The sequence below is a fragment of the Methylobacterium sp. P1-11 genome, assembly GCF_008329595.1.
Classification (GTDB): Bacteria; Pseudomonadota; Alphaproteobacteria; order Rhizobiales; family Beijerinckiaceae; genus Methylobacterium.
In genome coordinates this window covers 198562-215493 of sequence record NZ_NPKS01000002.1, presented here as the reverse complement: position 1 = coordinate 215493, position 16932 = coordinate 198562, and the positions used below count along the sequence as shown (strand labels likewise).

Here is a 16932-nt window from a genome sequence, read left to right as displayed (position 1 = left end):
ACGATAGGTTTCCATCGTTTCTATTTTCGACAGGCATGGCAAGGGGCACATTCCCGTCATCGAAACGCGCCGCCCCTTGCAGCGGCCTGTCGGGAGACATCGCCATGGTTCAGACCGGCCTCCACCACGTCACGGCCTTTTCCGGCCCGGCCCTGCGCAACCTCGATTTCCACACCCGAATCCTCGGATTGCGGCTGGTGAAGAAGACCGTGAACTTTGACGATCCGGGCACCTATCACCTGTATTACGGCGATGCGGCCGGTCAGCCCGGCACGATCCTGACCTTCTTTCCCATCGAGCACGCCGCGCCGGGCCGCGCCGGGATCGGCGAGACCCAGGAGACGGCCTTCCGGGTGCCCCGTGCCTCCATCGGCTGGTGGACCCACCGGCTCATCGAGAAGGGCGTCGCCCACGAGCCGCTGGTCCAGGTCTTCGGCGCGCCGACGCTGCGCTTCCGCGACCCGGACGGTATGATGCTCGCATTGGTGGGCGTCGATATCGGCGACGCGGCGGGCTGGGCGTCGAGCGAGGTGCCCGCCGAGCATGCGATCCGCGGCCTGCACGGGGTGACGCTCCTCCTCGACAAGGCGGAGCCGACCGCCGCGATCCTCACGGAGGTGCTCGGGCTTCAGGAGGTCGGTCGCGAGGGCAGCCTGATCCGCTTCGCGGGCAGCGCCGAACTCGGCGGTCTCGTCACCCTGCGGGCTGTCGGCGGGTTCCTGCCTGGCCGCGCGGGGGCGGGCTCGGTCCACCACATCGCGTTCCGGGCGGCCGACGACGCCGCGCAGGCCGCGATGGGCCGGGCGCTCGAGGCGCGGGGGCTCCACGTCACCGAGCAGCGTGACCGGCAGTACTTCCGCTCGATCTACTTCCGCGAGCCCGGCGGCGTGCTGTTCGAGATCGCCACAGACGCGCCCGGCTTCGCGGTTGACGAGCCGGTCGAGGCCCTCGGCCAAGCCCTCAAGCTCCCGGCCGCCCTGGAACCGCACCGGGCCGAGATCGAGGCCGTCCTGCCGAAGGTCGCCTGAGCCACAACGCCGTCATGCCCGCCCCGCGCCAATGCGGGGCGGGACCCCTTCCCAACACCCTCGAGGCCATCATGACCCAGGATACCCTCGGCTTCATCCACCGCTTCGAGCCCGGTCCCGACACCACGCGTCCCCTGCTCCTCCTGCACGGGACCGGTGGCGACGAGCACGATCTCCTGCCCCTCGGCCGCATGGTTGCGCCGGAGGCCGCCCTGCTCGCGCCGCGCGGCGCCGTCAGCGAGAACGGCATGCCGCGCTTCTTCCGGCGCTTGGCGGAGGGCGTCTTCGACGAGGCGGATCTCCGGCGCCGCACCGTCGACCTCGCCGCCTTCGTGGCAGCCGCCCGGGCGCAGTACGGAATCGGGGCGCCCGTGGCCCTGGGCTTCTCGAACGGCGCCAACATTGCCGCGTCGTTGCTGCTGCTCCGGCCGGAATCCCTGGCGGGCGCGGTTCTGATCCGCCCGATGGTGCCGTTCGCCGAGCCCCCGGTGGCGGATCTCGCCGGCCGGCCGGTCCTGATCCTCTCCGGGGCGACGGACCCGATCGTGCCCGTGGAGAACGCCCGGCGCCTCGCGCAGCAGCTCACCGCGGCCGGAGGGCGTGTCGAGCACCGGATCCTGCCGGTGGGCCACGGTCTATCGCAAGCCGATATCGGCTTGGCGCTGAATTGGCTTCGCAGCCTCGCAATTCCCGAAGCGGCCTGAACCCGCCGCACACGACAGGACGGAGCGTTTGATGATGTCCCCGATCTCCTCCCCCGGTGCGATCGCCCTGCTGCCGGTGACCGGCCGGGTTCTGATGAGTGCCATCTTCCTCGTAAGCGGCGCCGGCAAGCTCGCCACCCCCGCGGCGACGCTCGCCACCATTGAGGCCGCCCATCTTCCGCTGCCGCCGGTCGCCTACGCCGCAGCGACTTTCGTGGAGCTCGTCGGCGGGCTGCTGCTCATCGTCGGCTACCGCACCCGACTGGTCGCCCTGGTTCTGGCGCTCTTCGCGGTGGCAACCGCGGTGACCTTCCACACGGCCCTCGGCGACCAGAACCAGATGTTCCACTTCCTGAAGAATCTCGCCATGGCCGGCGGCCTGCTCCAGATCGTTGCCTTCGGGGCCGGTCTGTTCAGCCTGGACGCGCGGCAGGGCCGGGCCTGACCGGTCCTTCAACCCTTGCGAGAGACCACCCTGCGCTCCGTCACCATGCAGGACGGCAGGGGCTTTCATGCAGAGGCTGGGGTGCCGAAGCTTGCGAGAGACGTTCGAGTGGTGCCGATCGGCGCGGGCCGCCCAACGCGTGCCGAAGGAAGATCCCGGCGCTCCGCATGGCCTGGTCGCGACGCACGCGCACGGGCTCGATGCCGATCTGCTCGCCTTCATCCAAGGTTGAACGGTTCGGTCTTTCCCGCGTCGGTCCGGACCCCTAAAGCCGCTGACGGGTCGCCAGCGTGGCCCGTCAGACGCGGACCTTCATAAGGACCCTTGCATGCCGACCTCCGACGCACCGCTCGCCCTCGGAATCATCGGCGCGGGCATCATGGGTGAGCGCCTGCTCGGCGCGATCCACGGGGCAGTGGATTCGCCCGTGCGAGCCGCGGCGATCTGGGACCCGGCCCCGGAGGCCCTGGACCGGATCGGCGCGGCCTTCCCGGCGGTGCCGCGAGTGGCCGATTCCGCCGCCGTCGTGGCGGCGAGCGACTGCGTCTACGTCGCCTCGCCGCCCGCCTCGCATCTCGGCTACGCCCGCGCCGCCCTGGCGGCCGGCCGGAGCGTCTTCTGCGAGAAGCCGCTGGCCATCGATCGCGGCGACGCCCGCGCCTTCGTGGCGGAGGCCGGGGGCGCGGGCGCGGTCAATTTCCCGTTCGCCTCGTCGCCGGGCGTGGCGGCGCTCGAGCGCTGGATCGCGGCCGGCGCGGTCGGCACGCCCCGGGCGCTCACCGTCGCGGTGGAATTCGCCCGCTGGCCCCGCCCGTGGCAGGCCGACGCCGCCCGCTGGCTCGACGCGCGCGGCGAGGGCGGCTTCACCCGCGAGGTGGTCTCGCACTTCCTGTTCCTGGCCCGCCGCCAGCTTGGCCCGCTCCAGGGGCTCGCCGGTCGGATCGCCTTCCCGGAGCCGGGCCGGTCAGAGCGCGCGATCGACGTGACGCTCACGGCGGGCGGAATCCCCGTCACCCTGACCGGCCGGGTCGGGGGCGTCGAGGCCGACGACCACAACACGTGGACTCTGGAGGGCGACGCGGGCGCCGTCCGGCTGCGCGACTGGGCCATCGCCGAGCGTCGGGGCGCCGACGGGCGCTTCGAGCCGGAGCCTGACGCGATCCCGAACGAGCGGCTGCGGCCGATCACCCTGCGGCGCCAGCTCGAGGGCGTCGTCCGCATGGCGCGCGGCGAGCCCCACCACCTCGCGACCTTCGCGGAGGCGCTCGACGTGCAAGAGGTCGTCGAGTCGATCCTGACCTTGTAAGAGCGGGCGCCCGCGCGTCCTGGGTGCGGGATGACGGCCGCGATGACGTCCCGGACCTGAGCGATCCGGGCCGGGACGGGGTCAGGCGTCCAGAAGGTCGATCAGGAACGGGATCAGCGGCGCGTCCGCGGGCGGCATCGCGAGATCACGCAGGGCCTTGGGGCGCACCCATCTGAGCGCCTGCCCCTCCATCGACCGCGGCGTCCCCGTCCACCGCCGGCAGATGTAGAGCGGCATCAGCAGATGGAAGTCCGGGTAGGCGTGGCTCGCGAAGGTCAGCGGTGCGAGGCAGGGCTCCTCGACCCGAATGCCGAGCTCCTCGGCTAGTTCGCGGATCAGCGTCTGCTCTGGGCGCTCGCCGGGCTCGACCTTGCCGCCGGGGAACTCCCACAGGCCGGCGAGCTGCTTGCCCGCCGGGCGCTCGCTCACCAGGACGCGGCCGTCGACGTCGACGAGGGCGACGGCGACCACGAGGAGCAGGCGCAAGGGCGCACTCTCGGGAGCGCCTCCGGACGCACTCATTGCGTCACCGCGAAGATGGCCGAGACCTCGGAAGATATTTGGATCGAGCCCGCCTCCAGGGGCACCCGTCGTCCCTTGGCGGCCATCGGTGCCGGGCGGGCTATCTCCAGCCCCGGGCGGTACGGCGTGCCGGCCGTGGTGCTCAGCGTGCAGAGCGGGCCGAGCTTGGCGCCGACCGCCTCGGCAAGGGCTTCGGCCCGGCTCCGGGCGTCCCGGGTCGCCGTTACCTGAAGGGCCGCCTCACTCTTGTCCGGGTCGCGCAGTCCGAAGCTCACGCCGTCGATGCGGTTGGCGCCGGACGCGAGTGCCTGCCGGAGCAGGTCGCCGAGGCGATCCATGTCGGCGAGCCGGACCGTGACGAGGTTGCTGGCGCGGTATCCGTCGGGCTCCTCGGTGACGGCGCCCCCTGGCCGGGCGACGGTGCGGGTCGCTGTCTGCAGGGTGACGGCGGCCGTGCCGAGATCGGCCGGCGGAACCCCCAGGACGCGGGCCTGCGCCGAGACCTCGGTCACCGCCTTTGAGGCCGCGTCGAGGGCGGCCGCCGCGGTCGCCCCGCGCGCCTCGATGCCGACGGTCACCTCGGCGAAGTCCGGCGCTCGCGTCTCGGACGCGTGCCCGACGACGCTGATGTGGCGCTTGCACCCCGCGTCGTCGGCCCGCGCCGACGTCTCCAGGCTCATGACGAGGAGGGCGCCTAACAGGACGGCCCTCACGAACGGTAGTCCCCGTTGATCTCGACGTAGGCCTTTGTCAGGTCGCAGGTCCAGACGCGGGCGGTGCCGTCGCCCAGGCCGAGATCGACCCGGACCGTGATCTCCGGCTCGCGCATCACGGCGCTCGCCGCCGCCTCGCTGTAATCGGGGTCCCGGGCGCCCTGGACGGCCACCCGCACGTCACCGAACCAGATCGCGAGCCTGTCGCGGTCGGCGGGCTCGCCGGCCTTGCCCACGGCCATCACCACGCGGCCCCAGTTGGCGTCCTCGCCGGCCACCGCAGTCTTCACCAGAGGCGAGTTGGCGATCGACATCGCGATGCGGTGCGCGGACGCGTCGCTCTCGGCGCCGGTGACCCGGACGGTGACGAACTTACGCGCGCCCTCACCGTCCTTTGCGACGAGCTGGGCCAACTCGACCAGCAGGCCGTCGAGCGCCTCCCGGAAGCCGGCGAGCCGCTTGTCGGCGGGATCGGTGATCGCCGGATTGCCGGCCTTGGCGGTGGCGAACAGCATGAGCGTGTCGGAGGTGGAGGTGTCGCCGTCCACGGTCACGCAGTTGAAGCTGGTCTTCGCGCCCGCGGACAGGAGCGCCTGCAGCACGTCCTGCGGGATGGCCGCGTCGGTGAAGACGAAGGACAGCATCGTCGCCATGTCGGGGGCGATCATGCCGGCGCCTTTGGCGATGCCGTTGATCGTCACGCGCGCCCCGTCGATCTCGGCCGTGCGGGTGGCGAGCTTCGGGAAGGTATCGGTGGTCATGATCGCGCGGGCCGCCGCGGTCCAGGCGTCCGGTCCATCCTCGGCCCGGGCCGCGCAATCCGCGAGCACGCCCGCGAATCGCTCCGCCGGGAGCGGCTCGCCGATCACGCCGGTGGAGGCGACGTAGACCTCGCGCGCGCCACATCCCGCCGCCGCCGCCGCGATCTCGACGGTGCGCGCCACCGCGTCACGTCCGAGCCGGCCCGTGAAGGCATTGGCGTTGCCGGAATTGACCACGAGCACCCGCGCCGATCCGTCCGCCAGTGCGTCCCGGCACCAGTCCACCGGCGCCGAGGGGCATTTCGACCGGGTGAACACCCCTGCCGCCCGGGTCCCCGTCTCGAGGGCGACATAGAGCACGTCGGTGCGGCCACTGTAGCGGATCCCCGCCTGCGCGGTGGCGATTCGCACGCCCGGCAGGGGCGGCAAGTCGGGCATCGCGGTGGGCGCCAGCGGTGAGACGGGAGGGGCTTTCGCGGACGACATCGGCTCGGGCTCCAGCAGCGCGCGGCTGAGGTTCCGCGGCGGCCCGGTGTTGCCCGCGCGACCCCGCCGGCGTCAACTCCGTGCCCAGCCTATGGTCAGGCTGCCGGGGTGCATCGGCTTTGTGCAACGGCGGCGCCGAATGCGGCGCCATCACGGCGTCGGGCTTGCGTGTGGATTGCATCCCAGCTTAGCATGCTGCATCGCAAAGCCAGCGCGAAGTCGAGTGCGGAATGCCCCCAGCCGACGTCGAGACTGCCTCCAGCACGCTCCCTCAGGGCGGATGCTACCGGATCCAGGTTCTCGTGGTCGGCCGGCATAAGCGCTGGCGCGACGAGGTCGCCGCACAGGTTCGCCTGCTGGGCTATCAGGTGACGACGTGCGACCGCGGAGTCGATGCCATGACGGTTCTGGCTCTCGGCCTGCCCGTTGATGTGATGGTGGTGGATTCAGCACTCCAGGGCAGCCTGTGCTGCGCGCGGCTTGCGGTGGAGGCGCGGGTTCTGCGACCGGCCCTCCGCATCATCCTTGCCAGTGATGCGGCCGGCGCCATGGAGCCGGAGGCTGCGGCCCACGTGCCTGATGCCCTGCTCGTGCCCCGCGACCAGCTCCAGAATGGGATGGTCGCAACGACGATGCGCGAGGCGCTGGCAAGCCGCGCCGCCTGAAGCGTGCGGCAAACATTGTCCTGAAGGCGCAGCTCCATTCCCAGCGGTTGTGCGGGGTCGCACGGATTTCGGTGCGTCTGCGTCCAAGAATCGGGAGGAATGCGCTTCGATGTGCGGCGCGCCGCCCCATCGGACGCGTCCTAGGCCGGAATTGGGGCAGGATCCATCCGTGCTCCGCGACCCGTTCCGGACGCATGATCGGACGAGTGTTCTCTGATCCCTCAGGATGCGGTTCAGAGGAGCGCTGTGGCCAATAACGGATGCCGCCGGACAGACCGACGGTCCGGGCACGTTGAGATTGCGACATCTTCTATCCGGTCGCTGCACACACGAACGATTTCATTCGTTGACTCAATATGCGCGGCCGGAGGTATTGGATATTGCGCTTAAACGAAGCTTTAGGCGCCGAAAAATTTAATATATCAACAATATAGCTCGATTAAAAACAATAAAACCTGAGGTATTAATGTCGTATTATACATATTTATGTCACCGATGTCATATTTTGTTCCATGGCGCATCGTTTCGGCGTGCGCTTTGGGAGTTACCGTTATGACTATCGGAATTCGATCGCGCTTGTACGCGGGATTTATTCTTCTTGTCTTGACTGCCGGAGTTATTGGCGCGTACGCGATTTATCAGCAGGATAGGCTGAACGAAGATTACGAGACCCGCAGCCGTCTTTATCAAAGTGCACAGGCGATTCTTGCAGCCGATGGTCTCGCCGCCCGTCTCAGGGGTTTCGCCGAGACGTACCAGCTAATGCCGGAGCCTGAGCGAATCGCGGACATGGAGACGGTGCGCCGCGCCATCGAGGCGAGTTGCGATACGGGGGCCGTGAGCGCCCTGACGGATGTTGGGCGCAAGCTCTTCACGCAGATGACTGAGGATGCCCGGGCACTGAAGCCGGAACTAGAGCGTCTCGCTGCGGCCGGTAAGGCTCTCATCGCTGCCAAGACAAGGATGTTCGAGGTCGGCAACAATCTTACCCAGGTCATGCAGCAGCTACTCGCGGACGTGCATGCGCGCGCCGACGACGACGCGGCGCTCGGCCGTGCGCGAGCCATCGAGAACGTCGTTCTTAAGGCTCGTCTGGCATCCGCGCGGTACGCGATCAAGCGCGATCCGCGGGACCTCGAAACCTATAAGAGGCGGATGGAAGAAGCGCGGTCTGCCGTTGAGGCGTTCACGGCGATCCCAGGAGGCGCGCCGTTCAGACCGCAGACCGGTGCGGTTCGTGAGGCACTCGAGAGCGCCTCCAGCAGCTCTCAAGCCCATGAGCAGGCGGTGAAGGCGGCAAAGGCGGTGTTTGAAACCGGGATCAAGCCGCATGTCGAGGCCATCGACCAAGTCGGTGGCGATCTGCGGGGCAGGATCCTGATCGGTGTCGCGCGGAGAACCGCCGAAGCCGCCGAGATCGTCGCCACCGTCAGGCGCGTTGAAATCGGCCTGATCGGCCTGGCGCTGGTTCTCGGCGGCCTGCTCGCCTTCGCACTCGCCCGCAGCGTGAGCCGACCGATCGCCACCATGACCGAGGCGATGACACGCCTGGCCGAGGGCGATAGCCGGATCCTGGTGCCGTTTCGTGACGCCACGGACGAGATGGGCGCCATGGCCCGGGCCGTCGACATCTTCCGTCAGAATGCCGTCGCTCGAGCCGAGCTTGAGGCGTCGCAGGCTGCCGAGCAGGCCACCCGCCTGCGCCGAGCCGAGCGGGTCGACAAACTCGTTGACGCCTTCCAGCGGAAGATCGCCGCCTCACTCGACATCGTTACGGCGGCAACCAGTGAACTCGACGCGACCGCGCGGGCGATGACCCGCGTGGCCGACGACACCAACGGCCAGGCTGTGACCTCGAGCACGGCCGCCGAGCAGACGTCCGCCAACGTCCAAACGGTGGCAGCGGCGGCCGAAGAGATGGTCTCCTCGCTTCAGGAGATCGAGCGGCAGGTCGTGCGCTCCAACGAGGTGGCCGGTCACGCTGCCCACGAGGCGGAGGCGACCAACGCCGCCATGGCGAGCCTGCGCGCCGCCGCCGAGCAAATCGGTGAGGCCGTGAGCATGATCTCCGGGATCGCGAACCAGACCAATCTGCTGGCGCTCAACGCCACGATCGAGGCGGCCCGGGCCGGTGAGGCGGGGCGGGGCTTCGCCGTCGTGGCGTCCGAGGTGAAGGAACTCGCCGCGCAGACGGCGCGGGCCACGGAGGCGATCGGCGGGCAGATTGCCGCGATCCAGGCGGCCTCTGGCCAGGCCGCGGAAGCGATGGCGCAGATCGCGCGCACGATCATGACCGTCAACGAGATCAGCGGTGCCATCGCGGCGACCGTGGTGCAGCAGACGGCAGCCACGGGAGAGATTTCGCGCAATGCCGGCGAGGCGGCGCGGGGCACGGAGGACGTCTCGGCCAACGTGGCGCGCGTGTTAAACGCAGCCCGCGAAACCGGCAGCGCCGCCGCGCAGGTTCAGAGTGCGGCGTCCGAGCTGGCGACGCAGTCCCTGACGGTCAAGCGCGAGGTCGACAGCTTCCTGAGCGACATTCAGGCGGCGTGAGACCACGGCCTAGATGGCGGCGGCGGGATCGCTCTCGTCGCCGTCCCGTCCCCGTCGATCGCGCGGACGCCGTTCCAGAAACGAGCGGCCGAGGGCGCGCAGCGGCGCCGTCAGCCGGCGGACATCCTCAGCCCGCTCCATGATGCGCTCGCCGTTGCGGATCTCCTTGTCGAGCCGCGCCATTGTCCGGGCCAGGGCCGGATCGTCGTCATCGAGCCAGACCTGGGTCACGCGGGCGAAGGCAATGACCACGCCCTGCAGCTTGAGCTGGCCGAGCGGGCCCTCGGTGTCGATCCCGGCCGCCGCCAGCATGTAGCGGTGCGAGTTCAGCATGACGCCGTTCATCGCCAGCATCGAGAGCGGCTCGCCGCGGAGCGCGTAGGCGATCCGGCGCAGGGCCGGCTTGTAGGGCTCCATGGCGTCGAGACGACGCATCAGCACGTCGAACAGCCGCTCGCGGGTCGGCTCCTCCTCAAGGCCCGCAAGGTCGCCCTCCAAGACCTTGCGGTCGATGATCCGTGTCAGGCCGCCCAGCACGGCGCCCTTCGAAGGGAACAGGTCGCGCAGCTCGGCGAGCGTCAGGCCCGCCTCACGGGCGATGTCGCTGACCTCGATGTCGTTCCAGGGCTGCTCGGCGGCGAGGCGCATCAGGGCCTCGACGGCGGCTTCCCGGGGCGACAGCTTCGGTTCGCCGTCCTTCGACGCCGCATCGATGCTCTGTACCGCCTCGTCGTGGGCAGAGGCCGCGGGCGCGACGCTCTCGTGGGCGCTGCTCGCCTTGGCGGGAGTTGCGCCCTTGCGGGGACGCTTGGAGGAGGCTCTGCTGTCGGTCATGGATCGGTCGCCCGGTCTGTCGGTCGTGTCACCTCATGTAGGCGGGTTGGCGGCGATGAGCAGGGCCGTCGCGCGGCCATGCCGCACGGACGCGGTCCGATGTCAGCCGGAGAGTTCCCCCGCCCGTTGACGGGCCGCGGCCACCGCCTCTCGCATCAGCGCGCCGAGGCCGTCCGGCCGCATCAGCACGTCGAGGGCCGCCGCCGTGGTGCCGCCGGGTGACGTGACGTTGCGGCGCAACTCCGCTGTCTCGGATGGGCTCGCATCGAGGAGCGCGCCGGCCCCCGCCACGGTCGCCCGCGCGAGGCGGCGGGCCACGTCGGGTTCCAGACCAGCCGCGATGCCGGCCTCCGCCAGGGTCTCGGCAAGCAGGAACACGTAGGCTGGCCCGGAGCCCGAGACCGCCGTCACCGCGTCGATCTGCGCCTCGTCGGTGAGCCATGCCATCGTGCCGCTCGCCGCGAACAGCGCCTCGGCGGCCGCCCGCTGCTCGGGCGAGACCTCGGAACTCGCGCAGGCGCCGGTGGCGCCCCGGCCGATGCTCGCCGGCAGGTTGGGCATCGCCCGAACGATCGCGCGCGCCCGCGGAAGGCGGGCGCGGAGATCCGCGATGGTCTTGCCCGCCAGGATCGAGACGAGGAGCGTGTCGCGCCCGATCAGCCGGTCGAGCCCGGAGGCGGCCGCCTCCAGACCTTGCGGCTTGATGCCGAGGACCAGGACGGCGCCGGGCTCCGGGGCCGGCGGGTTCAAGGCGATACTCCGATCGGCGCAGAGATCCACAATCGCGCGTGCAGGTACCGGGTCGATGATCGTCGTGCGGCGCGGGTCTAGGCCGGCTTCCAGCCAGCCCGCCAGCATCGCGCCGCCCATCTTGCCGGCCCCGGCCAGGACCAGCGAGGCCGGCATCCGCATCGGGAAGGTCACGCCTCGCCTTCGGTTTCGAACAGGACAGCGTCCAGCGCCTCGCGGGCGCTCTTGCCGGCCCAGAGCACGAACTGGAACGCCTGGAAGTAGCGCTCGCAAGTATCGACCGCGGTCTTCATCATGGTCGCGCATTGCGGGTGGGTCGGCACCGCGCCGCCCGTCAGCAGGAGCGCGTGCCGGAACATCACCACGCTGTCGGTGGTCCAGAGGTCGAAATGACCGACCCAGAGTTGTTCGTTGATCATCGCGATCAGGCGCATCACCTCGGTGCGCTGCCGCTCCGGCACCTTCAGGTCGAAGGCGCAGGCAACGTGCAGCGCCTCCACGTCCTCGATCCAGGTGAAGGCGACGTTGTAGTCGGTCCAGCGGCCGGGGCTCGTGACCGACATCTCGTCGGTCTCGGCCCGGTCGAAGATCCAGTCGCGCAGGGACGCAAGCCGCTCGACGACGTCGAGCGGATGCTCGTTCCGGTCCGGGTCGTGGAAGTCGACGTTGAGAAGCGGCATGACGATCCAAAAGGACGGCCCGGACGAGATCCGGCCCGACGTGGCGGTGACGCGAAACCGGAGCGTGAGAACACTCCGAGAACTGGAACGACCGGCAGATCTAGGCCGGCGGTGATGCGATCGACTGTCGAAGCTCTGCGGACATCGCCTCGCAGCCCCCGAATCACCCTATGCCCGACTATAGACCGGCCGTGACTCGCGACACAAAGTGCAGGTCACATTCAGTGAACAGGAAAGCGGATCGTCGACGCCGCTTCCTGTGTAAAAGCCCGCGCCGTTGCCGCGGAGACTCAGATCACCTCGCTCAGGCCCGCAGCGCCTGTTCCGGCGCCGCCGGATTTCGCCTCCAGGGCCGTAACCCGGGCCGACAAAGCCTCGTTCTGCGCCTGGAGCTGAGTCACGAGGTCGCGGAGCACGTCGAGTTCCTCGCGCGAGGCGATGTCGAGGTCGCGGACGACGCGTTCGAGCTGGGCGCGGACCACGGTCTCGGCCTCGCGGCGGACGCCCTGGGCGGCGCCGGCCGCGTCGGTCATCAGGCGGGCGAGGTCGTCGAACAGTCGGTTGGAGGGGGGCATCCTGGTCTCCCGGATCGGCCGGCTGCCGCGACGGCCGCCTGACTGCGCGATTCGAGTGGACGAGATAGGAATCTTCGGAGGTGGGAGCAACGCCCGGTCCGGCCGGCACGGCGGAGCGGGGCCCGACGACCCCGCTTCGCCGCACGATCACATTAAGATCACATACGGTGCATGCGGCGATGCATGCGGTGATGCATCATCCGGCGCTCCATCCGGCGGTGCATCATGCGATGCTCCATGCGCCGGTGCATCACCCGCCGCTCCATCGGGGTCATGCGGACATGGGTCACCGCGTCGGGAGCCGCGACAGCGCCGGGCATAGCAGGGGCCGCCGAGGCCGGCTGGACGAGGGCGGCGCCGCCGAGGGAGGCCAGCACGGCGAAGGCGAAGGTCAGTTTCCTCACGAGGAGACTCCAATTCTCTGATGGCCGGGTATGGCGCCCGGTTCATCCTCCCGGACGGGAGGTGCGGAGAGTCGTCTCGTGCCGGGGGACGGCACGGCGGGTCTGCGAGGACCCGCCGCCATCAACTTCTGGGTCAGAGATTCGTTTCCTCGAACGCCTTCACCCACTCGGCGCAGATCCCGGACCGGACGATGTCGTTGCGGGTGAACTCAACCACCGGGATCGGCATCATCCGGCTCTTGATCAGGTGCATCACGGTGCGCAGGCCCGAGGTCTCACGCAGGTCGGTCTGGGAGACGTCGCCGTTGATGATGACCTGACAATCGTCGCCGATCCGGGTCAGGAACATCTTGATCTCGTTGATCGTGGTGTTCTGGGCCTCGTCGAGGATCACGAGGCAGTTCTTGAAGGTCCGGCCGCGCATCACCTCGAAGGGGACGATCTCGATGTCGCCGGTCTTGAGGGCGATCTCGAAGGCGGCGGCGCCCATGCGCTCCTTCATGGCCTCGGTGAGCGGGGCGACCCAGGGGGCGATCTTCTCTTCCAAGGTTCCGGGGAAGAAGCCGAGCGACCGGCCCGAGGGCACGTTCGGGCGGGTGATGACCACCTTGGAGATCCGGCGCTGGCGGAGCTGGTCGGCGGCGCGGGTGCCGGCGATGAAGGTCTTGCCGGTGCCGGCGGGTCCCAGGACGATGACCTGCGGCGAGCGGGCGAGGGCCTCGAGATACTCGGCTTGCCGTTCGGTGAGCGGTTGGATGGGAGCGAGATTGCGTTCTTCGTCGAAGCGCGTGCGATGAATGCGGGACGTGCGGTCTTCAACCAGTTCAAGTCGTGCGCGGCGTCTCTTCATGGATGTACACTCCAACGGGACTAGCCAACCTGGATCTGTATCGGAACTGCCGTTTACCTGCTTGCTCCCGGTTCTACTCGCTTGCGGAACTAAATACCGGCCCCAGGCCGAAGGTTCCGCCCCGCGCTCGTCCGCCTGTGGAGAGCGTCACGACGTTCCGTGCGCGGCCGAATACACGATGCAACTGTCGCACCAGCGCGATTCGCGCCCGACGATTGCGCGAAGGGTGTGACCAAGGGGTGACGGTTGATGGAGGGGCTTCCAAAAAGCCGCGCGGCTGGCGCGGATGCATCAGGGTCGGGATGGGGGAGGCGCGGCAACGCGGCATCCGGCACGATCACGATCCTCCGCGCCCGCCGGGGCGAAGCCGGCCGATCCTACCGCCCTGAAACGTCGGGGCTTGATCGGCGGGACGCGCCTCACCCGGCCTGGATGAAGCTGTCGAGGACCATCTTCCGGCCGGCCTTGTCGAAGTCAACGGTCAGCTTGTTGCCGTCGACGCCCGCGACCGTCCCGGGGCCAAACTTGGTGTGGAAGACCCGCTGGCCGGCCTGGAACGCCGAGGGCGCGCCCGAAGACTTGGCGATCAGCTCGCCCTCGATCTGACGGGGGCCGCCCGCATAGCCGCCGGAGCGGCCACCCGGCGCCGACCCGAAGCCGCGGCCCCCCCGGTCGCCGGCCCGGCTGCCGTTCTGGGCGGTGTTGGCCTGCGCCCGCTGCCAGCCGGGCGTGCCGTAGCTCGATCCGAACGGCGTCGGGTTGCGGTCGAACCGCGAGGCGCCGGCCGAGAAATGCGCAGGGGCCTCGACCACGTCGACGGCCGTCTCCGGCAATTCGTCGATGAACCGGGACGGGATGGTCGAGGACCACAGGCCGTGGATGCGCCGGTTCACCGCGAAGGAGAGCTTGGCCCGCTTGCGCGCCCGGGTGAGGCCGACATGGGCGAGGCGCCGCTCCTCCTCGAGCCCGGCCCGGCCGCTCTCGTCCAGCGCCCGCTGGCTGGGGAACAGGCCGTCCTCCCAGCCGGGCAGGAACACGGTGTCGAATTCCAGCCCCTTGGCGGCGTGGAGCGTCATCAGCGAGACGCGCTCGGCGCCCTCGGTCTCGGAGGCCTCCATCACCAGGGAGACGTGCTCCAGGAAGGCCCCCATGTCGGGGAACTCCTCCATCGAGCGGACGAATTCCTTCAGGTTCTCCAGGCGCCCGGCCGCATCCGCCGAGCGGTCCTTCTGCCACATCTCGGTGTAGCCGGATTCCTCCAGGATGATCTGGGCGACCTCGCTGTGCGGCTGCGACTCCACGAGCCGCGCCCACCGCGAAAAACTCTGGGTGAGCGCCCGCAGGGTGGAGCGGACCCGGGGCTTCAGCTCGTCGGTCTCGCACAGGCGCTCGGCGGCGATCCGCAAGGGCAGGCGGTTCGCCCGGCCGTAGGTGTGGAGCTGCTGGAGCGTGGCGTCGCCCAGGCCGCGCTTCGGCGTGTTGACGATCCGCTCGAAGGCGAGGTCGTCGCTGACATTCATGGTGGCACGGAGATAGGCCAGGGCGTCGCGGATCTCGGCGCGCTCGTAGAAGCGTGGGCCGCCGATCACCCGATAGGGGAGCCCGAGCTGGACGAACCGGTCTTCGATCTCGCGCATCTGCGCCGAGATCCGCACCAGCACGGCGATCTCCGAGAGGGGGTGCTGCTTGGCCTGGAGGGATTCGATCGATTCGGCGAGCATCCGCGCCTCCTCCTCGGAATCCCAGGCGCCCGTCACGGTGACGCGCTCGCCCGGCTCGTCGTCGGTGCGCAGGGTCTTGCCGAGCCGGCTCTCGTTCTTGGCGATCAGCCCCGAAGCGGCGGCCAGGATGTGGCCGGTGGAGCGGTAGTTGCGCTCCAGCCGCACCACCACGGCGCCGGGGAAGTCGTGCTCGAAGCGCAGGATGTTGTCGACCTCGGCGCCGCGCCAGCCGTAGATCGACTGGTCGTCGTCGCCCACGCAGGCGATGTTCTTGCGGTTCTGCGCCAGCAGGCGCAGCCACAGGTACTGGGCGACGTTGGTGTCCTGGTACTCGTCCACCAGTATGTAGCGGAACCGGTCCTGGTAATTGGCCAGGACGTCCGGGTTCTCCCGCCAGAGCTTGAGGCAGAGCAGCAGGAGATCGCCGAAATCGACGGCGTTCAGCGTTGCGAGCCGGGCCTGATAGGCGGTGTAGAGGGCGCCGCCCTTGCCGAAGGCGAAGGAGGCGGCCTCGCCCGGGGGGACCTGCTCGGGACCGAGGCCGCGGTTCTTCCAGCCGTCGATGGCGTGGGACAGGGCCCGGGCCGGCCAGCGCTTCTCGTCGACGTTCTGGTCGGCGATCACCTGCTTCATCAGCCGGAGCTGGTCGTCGGTGCCGAGAATGGTGAAGTCGGATTTCAGGCCGACCAGCTCTGCGTGGCGGCGCAGGACCTTGGTGCCGATGGCGTGGAAGGTCCCGAGCCAGGGCATGCCCTCGCCGGCCGGGCCGATCAGCGCACCGATCCGGTGCTTCATCTCCCGGGCGGCCTTGTTGGTGAAGGTCACCGCCAGGATGTCGAAGGGGCGCGCCCGGTTGGTGGCGATCAGGTGGGCGATGCGGGTGGTGAGCACCCGTGTCTTGCCGGTGCCGGCGCCGGCCAGCACGAGGACGGGCCCCTCCGTGGTCTCGACGGCGCGGCGCTGCTCGGGGTTCAGCCCGTCGAGGTAGCCGGCGGCGTCGCGGCGGAGCGCGCCCATGGCGCGGGCGGCGATGGAAGAGGCGGGAGCGCCGTCCCCGGCGGGCTGCGCATGCGGGTTATTCTGCATCCCGCATCCCTGGACCAAATCGCGAACGGCGTCGAGGTGGTTCGCGCGCGAAGCGACCGGAGCGTGCGGGATGGGACGGCGGATCGGCCCTGTCCGCGGCCCCTGCGCGGCGCGGCATGTGAAGGGAGTCGCACGCGGCAGCGCCGCCGTTCGAACGGCCGCATCCGTGCCATGTCAGCCGTGCCGGCAGCCGTGGACGCTTCCCGAAAGCGTCCATGCGTCGGCCGTCCGGCAGGTTCGGCGCCGAGGCGAGCGGTCGCCCCCCTTCCTGCACCTGAGGCCGAGCTTAGCCTCTGCCCACATGCTTGCAGAAGTTGTCGAGAATGGCTGCCCATCCGCTACGCTGCTGCTCGATGGGGAACTGGTTCTCGGGATCGAAGGAGACCTTCACGATCGTTCGGTTGCCGGCCGGAGAAAACTCGATCACCGCATGACGGTCACCGAACGCATACTCGATCCGCTCGTTTGGGATGATTTTGGTGTAAGTGCCGTCAAAATCGAAGCCCATGCTGCCGTCCTTGGCCTCCATGCGCGAAGTGAACTTTCCGCCTTCTCGAAGGTCCACGCTTGCAGCCGGGCAATGCCAGTCGTCGGAGGCGAAGTTCCACTGCGTCACATGCTCGGGCGACGTATAGGCTTTCCAGACGACATCGAGAGGTGCGGGAGCCGTTGCTTCCACGATGATCCGTTCCTGCGCCATATCCGGTCCACATCCAGTCAAATGCCGGGCCTTCGAGGGAGCATCTCACATCAGGATGCGTCAGGCAGCAAGCTCTGACCTGGCGTGTGAGGCGAGCGCGGCGTGAGCGGGCGTGGCCACGACAATTGCTCTTGCGCATGGCCGCCTGG

The 16932-nt window shown here is 69.3% G+C and carries 17 protein-coding genes; 6 read left to right on the top strand and 11 right to left on the bottom strand.

The annotated features are described in order from the left end of the window. Positions 1 to 104: 104 nt before the first annotated feature. The 4 genes from CIW48_RS03185 (at position 105) to CIW48_RS03165 (ending at position 3483) form a co-directional block, all read left to right on the top strand. A complete protein-coding gene (locus tag CIW48_RS03185) occupies positions 105 to 1028 on the top strand; it encodes a ring-cleaving dioxygenase (RefSeq protein WP_149308978.1) in 924 nt (307 codons plus the stop codon). A 71-nt stretch (positions 1029 to 1099) separates the two neighbouring features. Further along, positions 1100 to 1732, top strand: a complete 633-nt coding sequence (locus CIW48_RS03180; RefSeq protein WP_149308976.1) for an alpha/beta hydrolase — start codon at positions 1100 to 1102, stop codon at positions 1730 to 1732. A 34-nt stretch (positions 1733 to 1766) separates the two neighbouring features. Then, positions 1767 to 2177, top strand: coding sequence for a DoxX family protein (locus CIW48_RS03175; RefSeq protein WP_149309305.1), 411 nt, complete (start codon positions 1767 to 1769; stop codon positions 2175 to 2177). A gap of 328 nt (positions 2178 to 2505) precedes the next feature. Further along, positions 2506 to 3483: a Gfo/Idh/MocA family oxidoreductase gene (locus tag CIW48_RS03165; RefSeq protein ID WP_149308974.1), complete on the top strand. Its 978-nt coding sequence runs from the start codon at positions 2506 to 2508 to the stop codon at positions 3481 to 3483. A gap of 81 nt (positions 3484 to 3564) precedes the next feature. Here the strand turns inward: CIW48_RS03165 and CIW48_RS03160 are convergent, their stop codons facing one another. From CIW48_RS03160 to argJ, 3 genes are read right to left on the bottom strand one after another with little or no spacing between them, the layout of a single operon-like run. Next, positions 3565 to 4005, bottom strand: coding sequence for a (deoxy)nucleoside triphosphate pyrophosphohydrolase (locus CIW48_RS03160; protein WP_149308972.1), 441 nt, complete (start codon positions 4003 to 4005; stop codon positions 3565 to 3567). Next, positions 4002 to 4718, bottom strand: coding sequence for an SIMPL domain-containing protein (locus CIW48_RS03155; RefSeq protein ID WP_149308970.1), 717 nt, complete (start codon positions 4716 to 4718; stop codon positions 4002 to 4004). The genes CIW48_RS03160 and CIW48_RS03155 overlap by 4 nt, the downstream gene beginning before the upstream one ends. Continuing rightward, entirely contained in the window at positions 4715 to 5965 is a 1251-nt protein-coding gene (gene argJ / locus CIW48_RS03150; protein ID WP_149308968.1) for a bifunctional glutamate N-acetyltransferase/amino-acid acetyltransferase ArgJ, read from the bottom strand. The genes CIW48_RS03155 and argJ overlap by 4 nt, the downstream gene beginning before the upstream one ends. A gap of 230 nt (positions 5966 to 6195) precedes the next feature. Here argJ and CIW48_RS03145 point away from each other — a divergent pair, with 230 nt between their 5' ends. Both CIW48_RS03145 and CIW48_RS03140 read left to right on the top strand, forming a co-directional pair. Then, positions 6196 to 6630 (top strand): histidine kinase, encoded by a 435-nt coding sequence (locus CIW48_RS03145; protein WP_149308965.1) that lies wholly within the window; start codon positions 6196 to 6198, stop codon positions 6628 to 6630. 552 nt (positions 6631 to 7182) lie between these two features. After that, positions 7183 to 9183, top strand: a complete 2001-nt coding sequence (locus CIW48_RS03140) for a HAMP domain-containing methyl-accepting chemotaxis protein (protein WP_149308963.1) — start codon at positions 7183 to 7185, stop codon at positions 9181 to 9183. Between the two features lie 9 nt (positions 9184 to 9192). Here the strand turns inward: CIW48_RS03140 and CIW48_RS03135 are convergent, their stop codons facing one another. The 8 genes from CIW48_RS03135 to CIW48_RS03100 all read right to left on the bottom strand — a co-directional run bounded on the left by CIW48_RS03135 (position 9193) and on the right by CIW48_RS03100 (position 16783). Further along, entirely contained in the window at positions 9193 to 10017 is an 825-nt protein-coding gene (locus CIW48_RS03135) for a TetR/AcrR family transcriptional regulator (protein ID WP_173009164.1), read from the bottom strand. Positions 10018 to 10119: 102 nt separating this feature from the next. After that, positions 10120 to 10923, bottom strand: coding sequence for a pyrroline-5-carboxylate reductase (gene proC / locus CIW48_RS03130; protein WP_173009172.1), 804 nt, complete (start codon positions 10921 to 10923; stop codon positions 10120 to 10122). 14 nt (positions 10924 to 10937) lie between these two features. After that, complete coding sequence (locus tag CIW48_RS03125) at positions 10938 to 11447, bottom strand: YbjN domain-containing protein (protein WP_091775224.1); 510 nt, start codon at positions 11445 to 11447, stop codon at positions 10938 to 10940. Between the two features lie 290 nt (positions 11448 to 11737). Further along, positions 11738 to 12022, bottom strand: coding sequence for an accessory factor UbiK family protein (locus CIW48_RS03120; RefSeq protein WP_149308961.1), 285 nt, complete (start codon positions 12020 to 12022; stop codon positions 11738 to 11740). A gap of 158 nt (positions 12023 to 12180) precedes the next feature. Continuing rightward, complete coding sequence (locus CIW48_RS03115; RefSeq protein WP_091775219.1) at positions 12181 to 12426, bottom strand: hypothetical protein; 246 nt, start codon at positions 12424 to 12426, stop codon at positions 12181 to 12183. A 133-nt stretch (positions 12427 to 12559) separates the two neighbouring features. Continuing rightward, complete coding sequence (locus CIW48_RS03110; RefSeq protein ID WP_149308959.1) at positions 12560 to 13276, bottom strand: PhoH family protein; 717 nt, start codon at positions 13274 to 13276, stop codon at positions 12560 to 12562. Positions 13277 to 13695: 419 nt separating this feature from the next. Then, positions 13696 to 16083: a UvrD-helicase domain-containing protein gene (locus CIW48_RS03105; RefSeq protein ID WP_149308957.1), complete on the bottom strand. Its 2388-nt coding sequence runs from the start codon at positions 16081 to 16083 to the stop codon at positions 13696 to 13698. A 286-nt stretch (positions 16084 to 16369) separates the two neighbouring features. Next, complete coding sequence (locus CIW48_RS03100) at positions 16370 to 16783, bottom strand: SRPBCC family protein (protein WP_149308955.1); 414 nt, start codon at positions 16781 to 16783, stop codon at positions 16370 to 16372. Between the last annotated feature and the right edge of the window lie 149 nt (positions 16784 to 16932).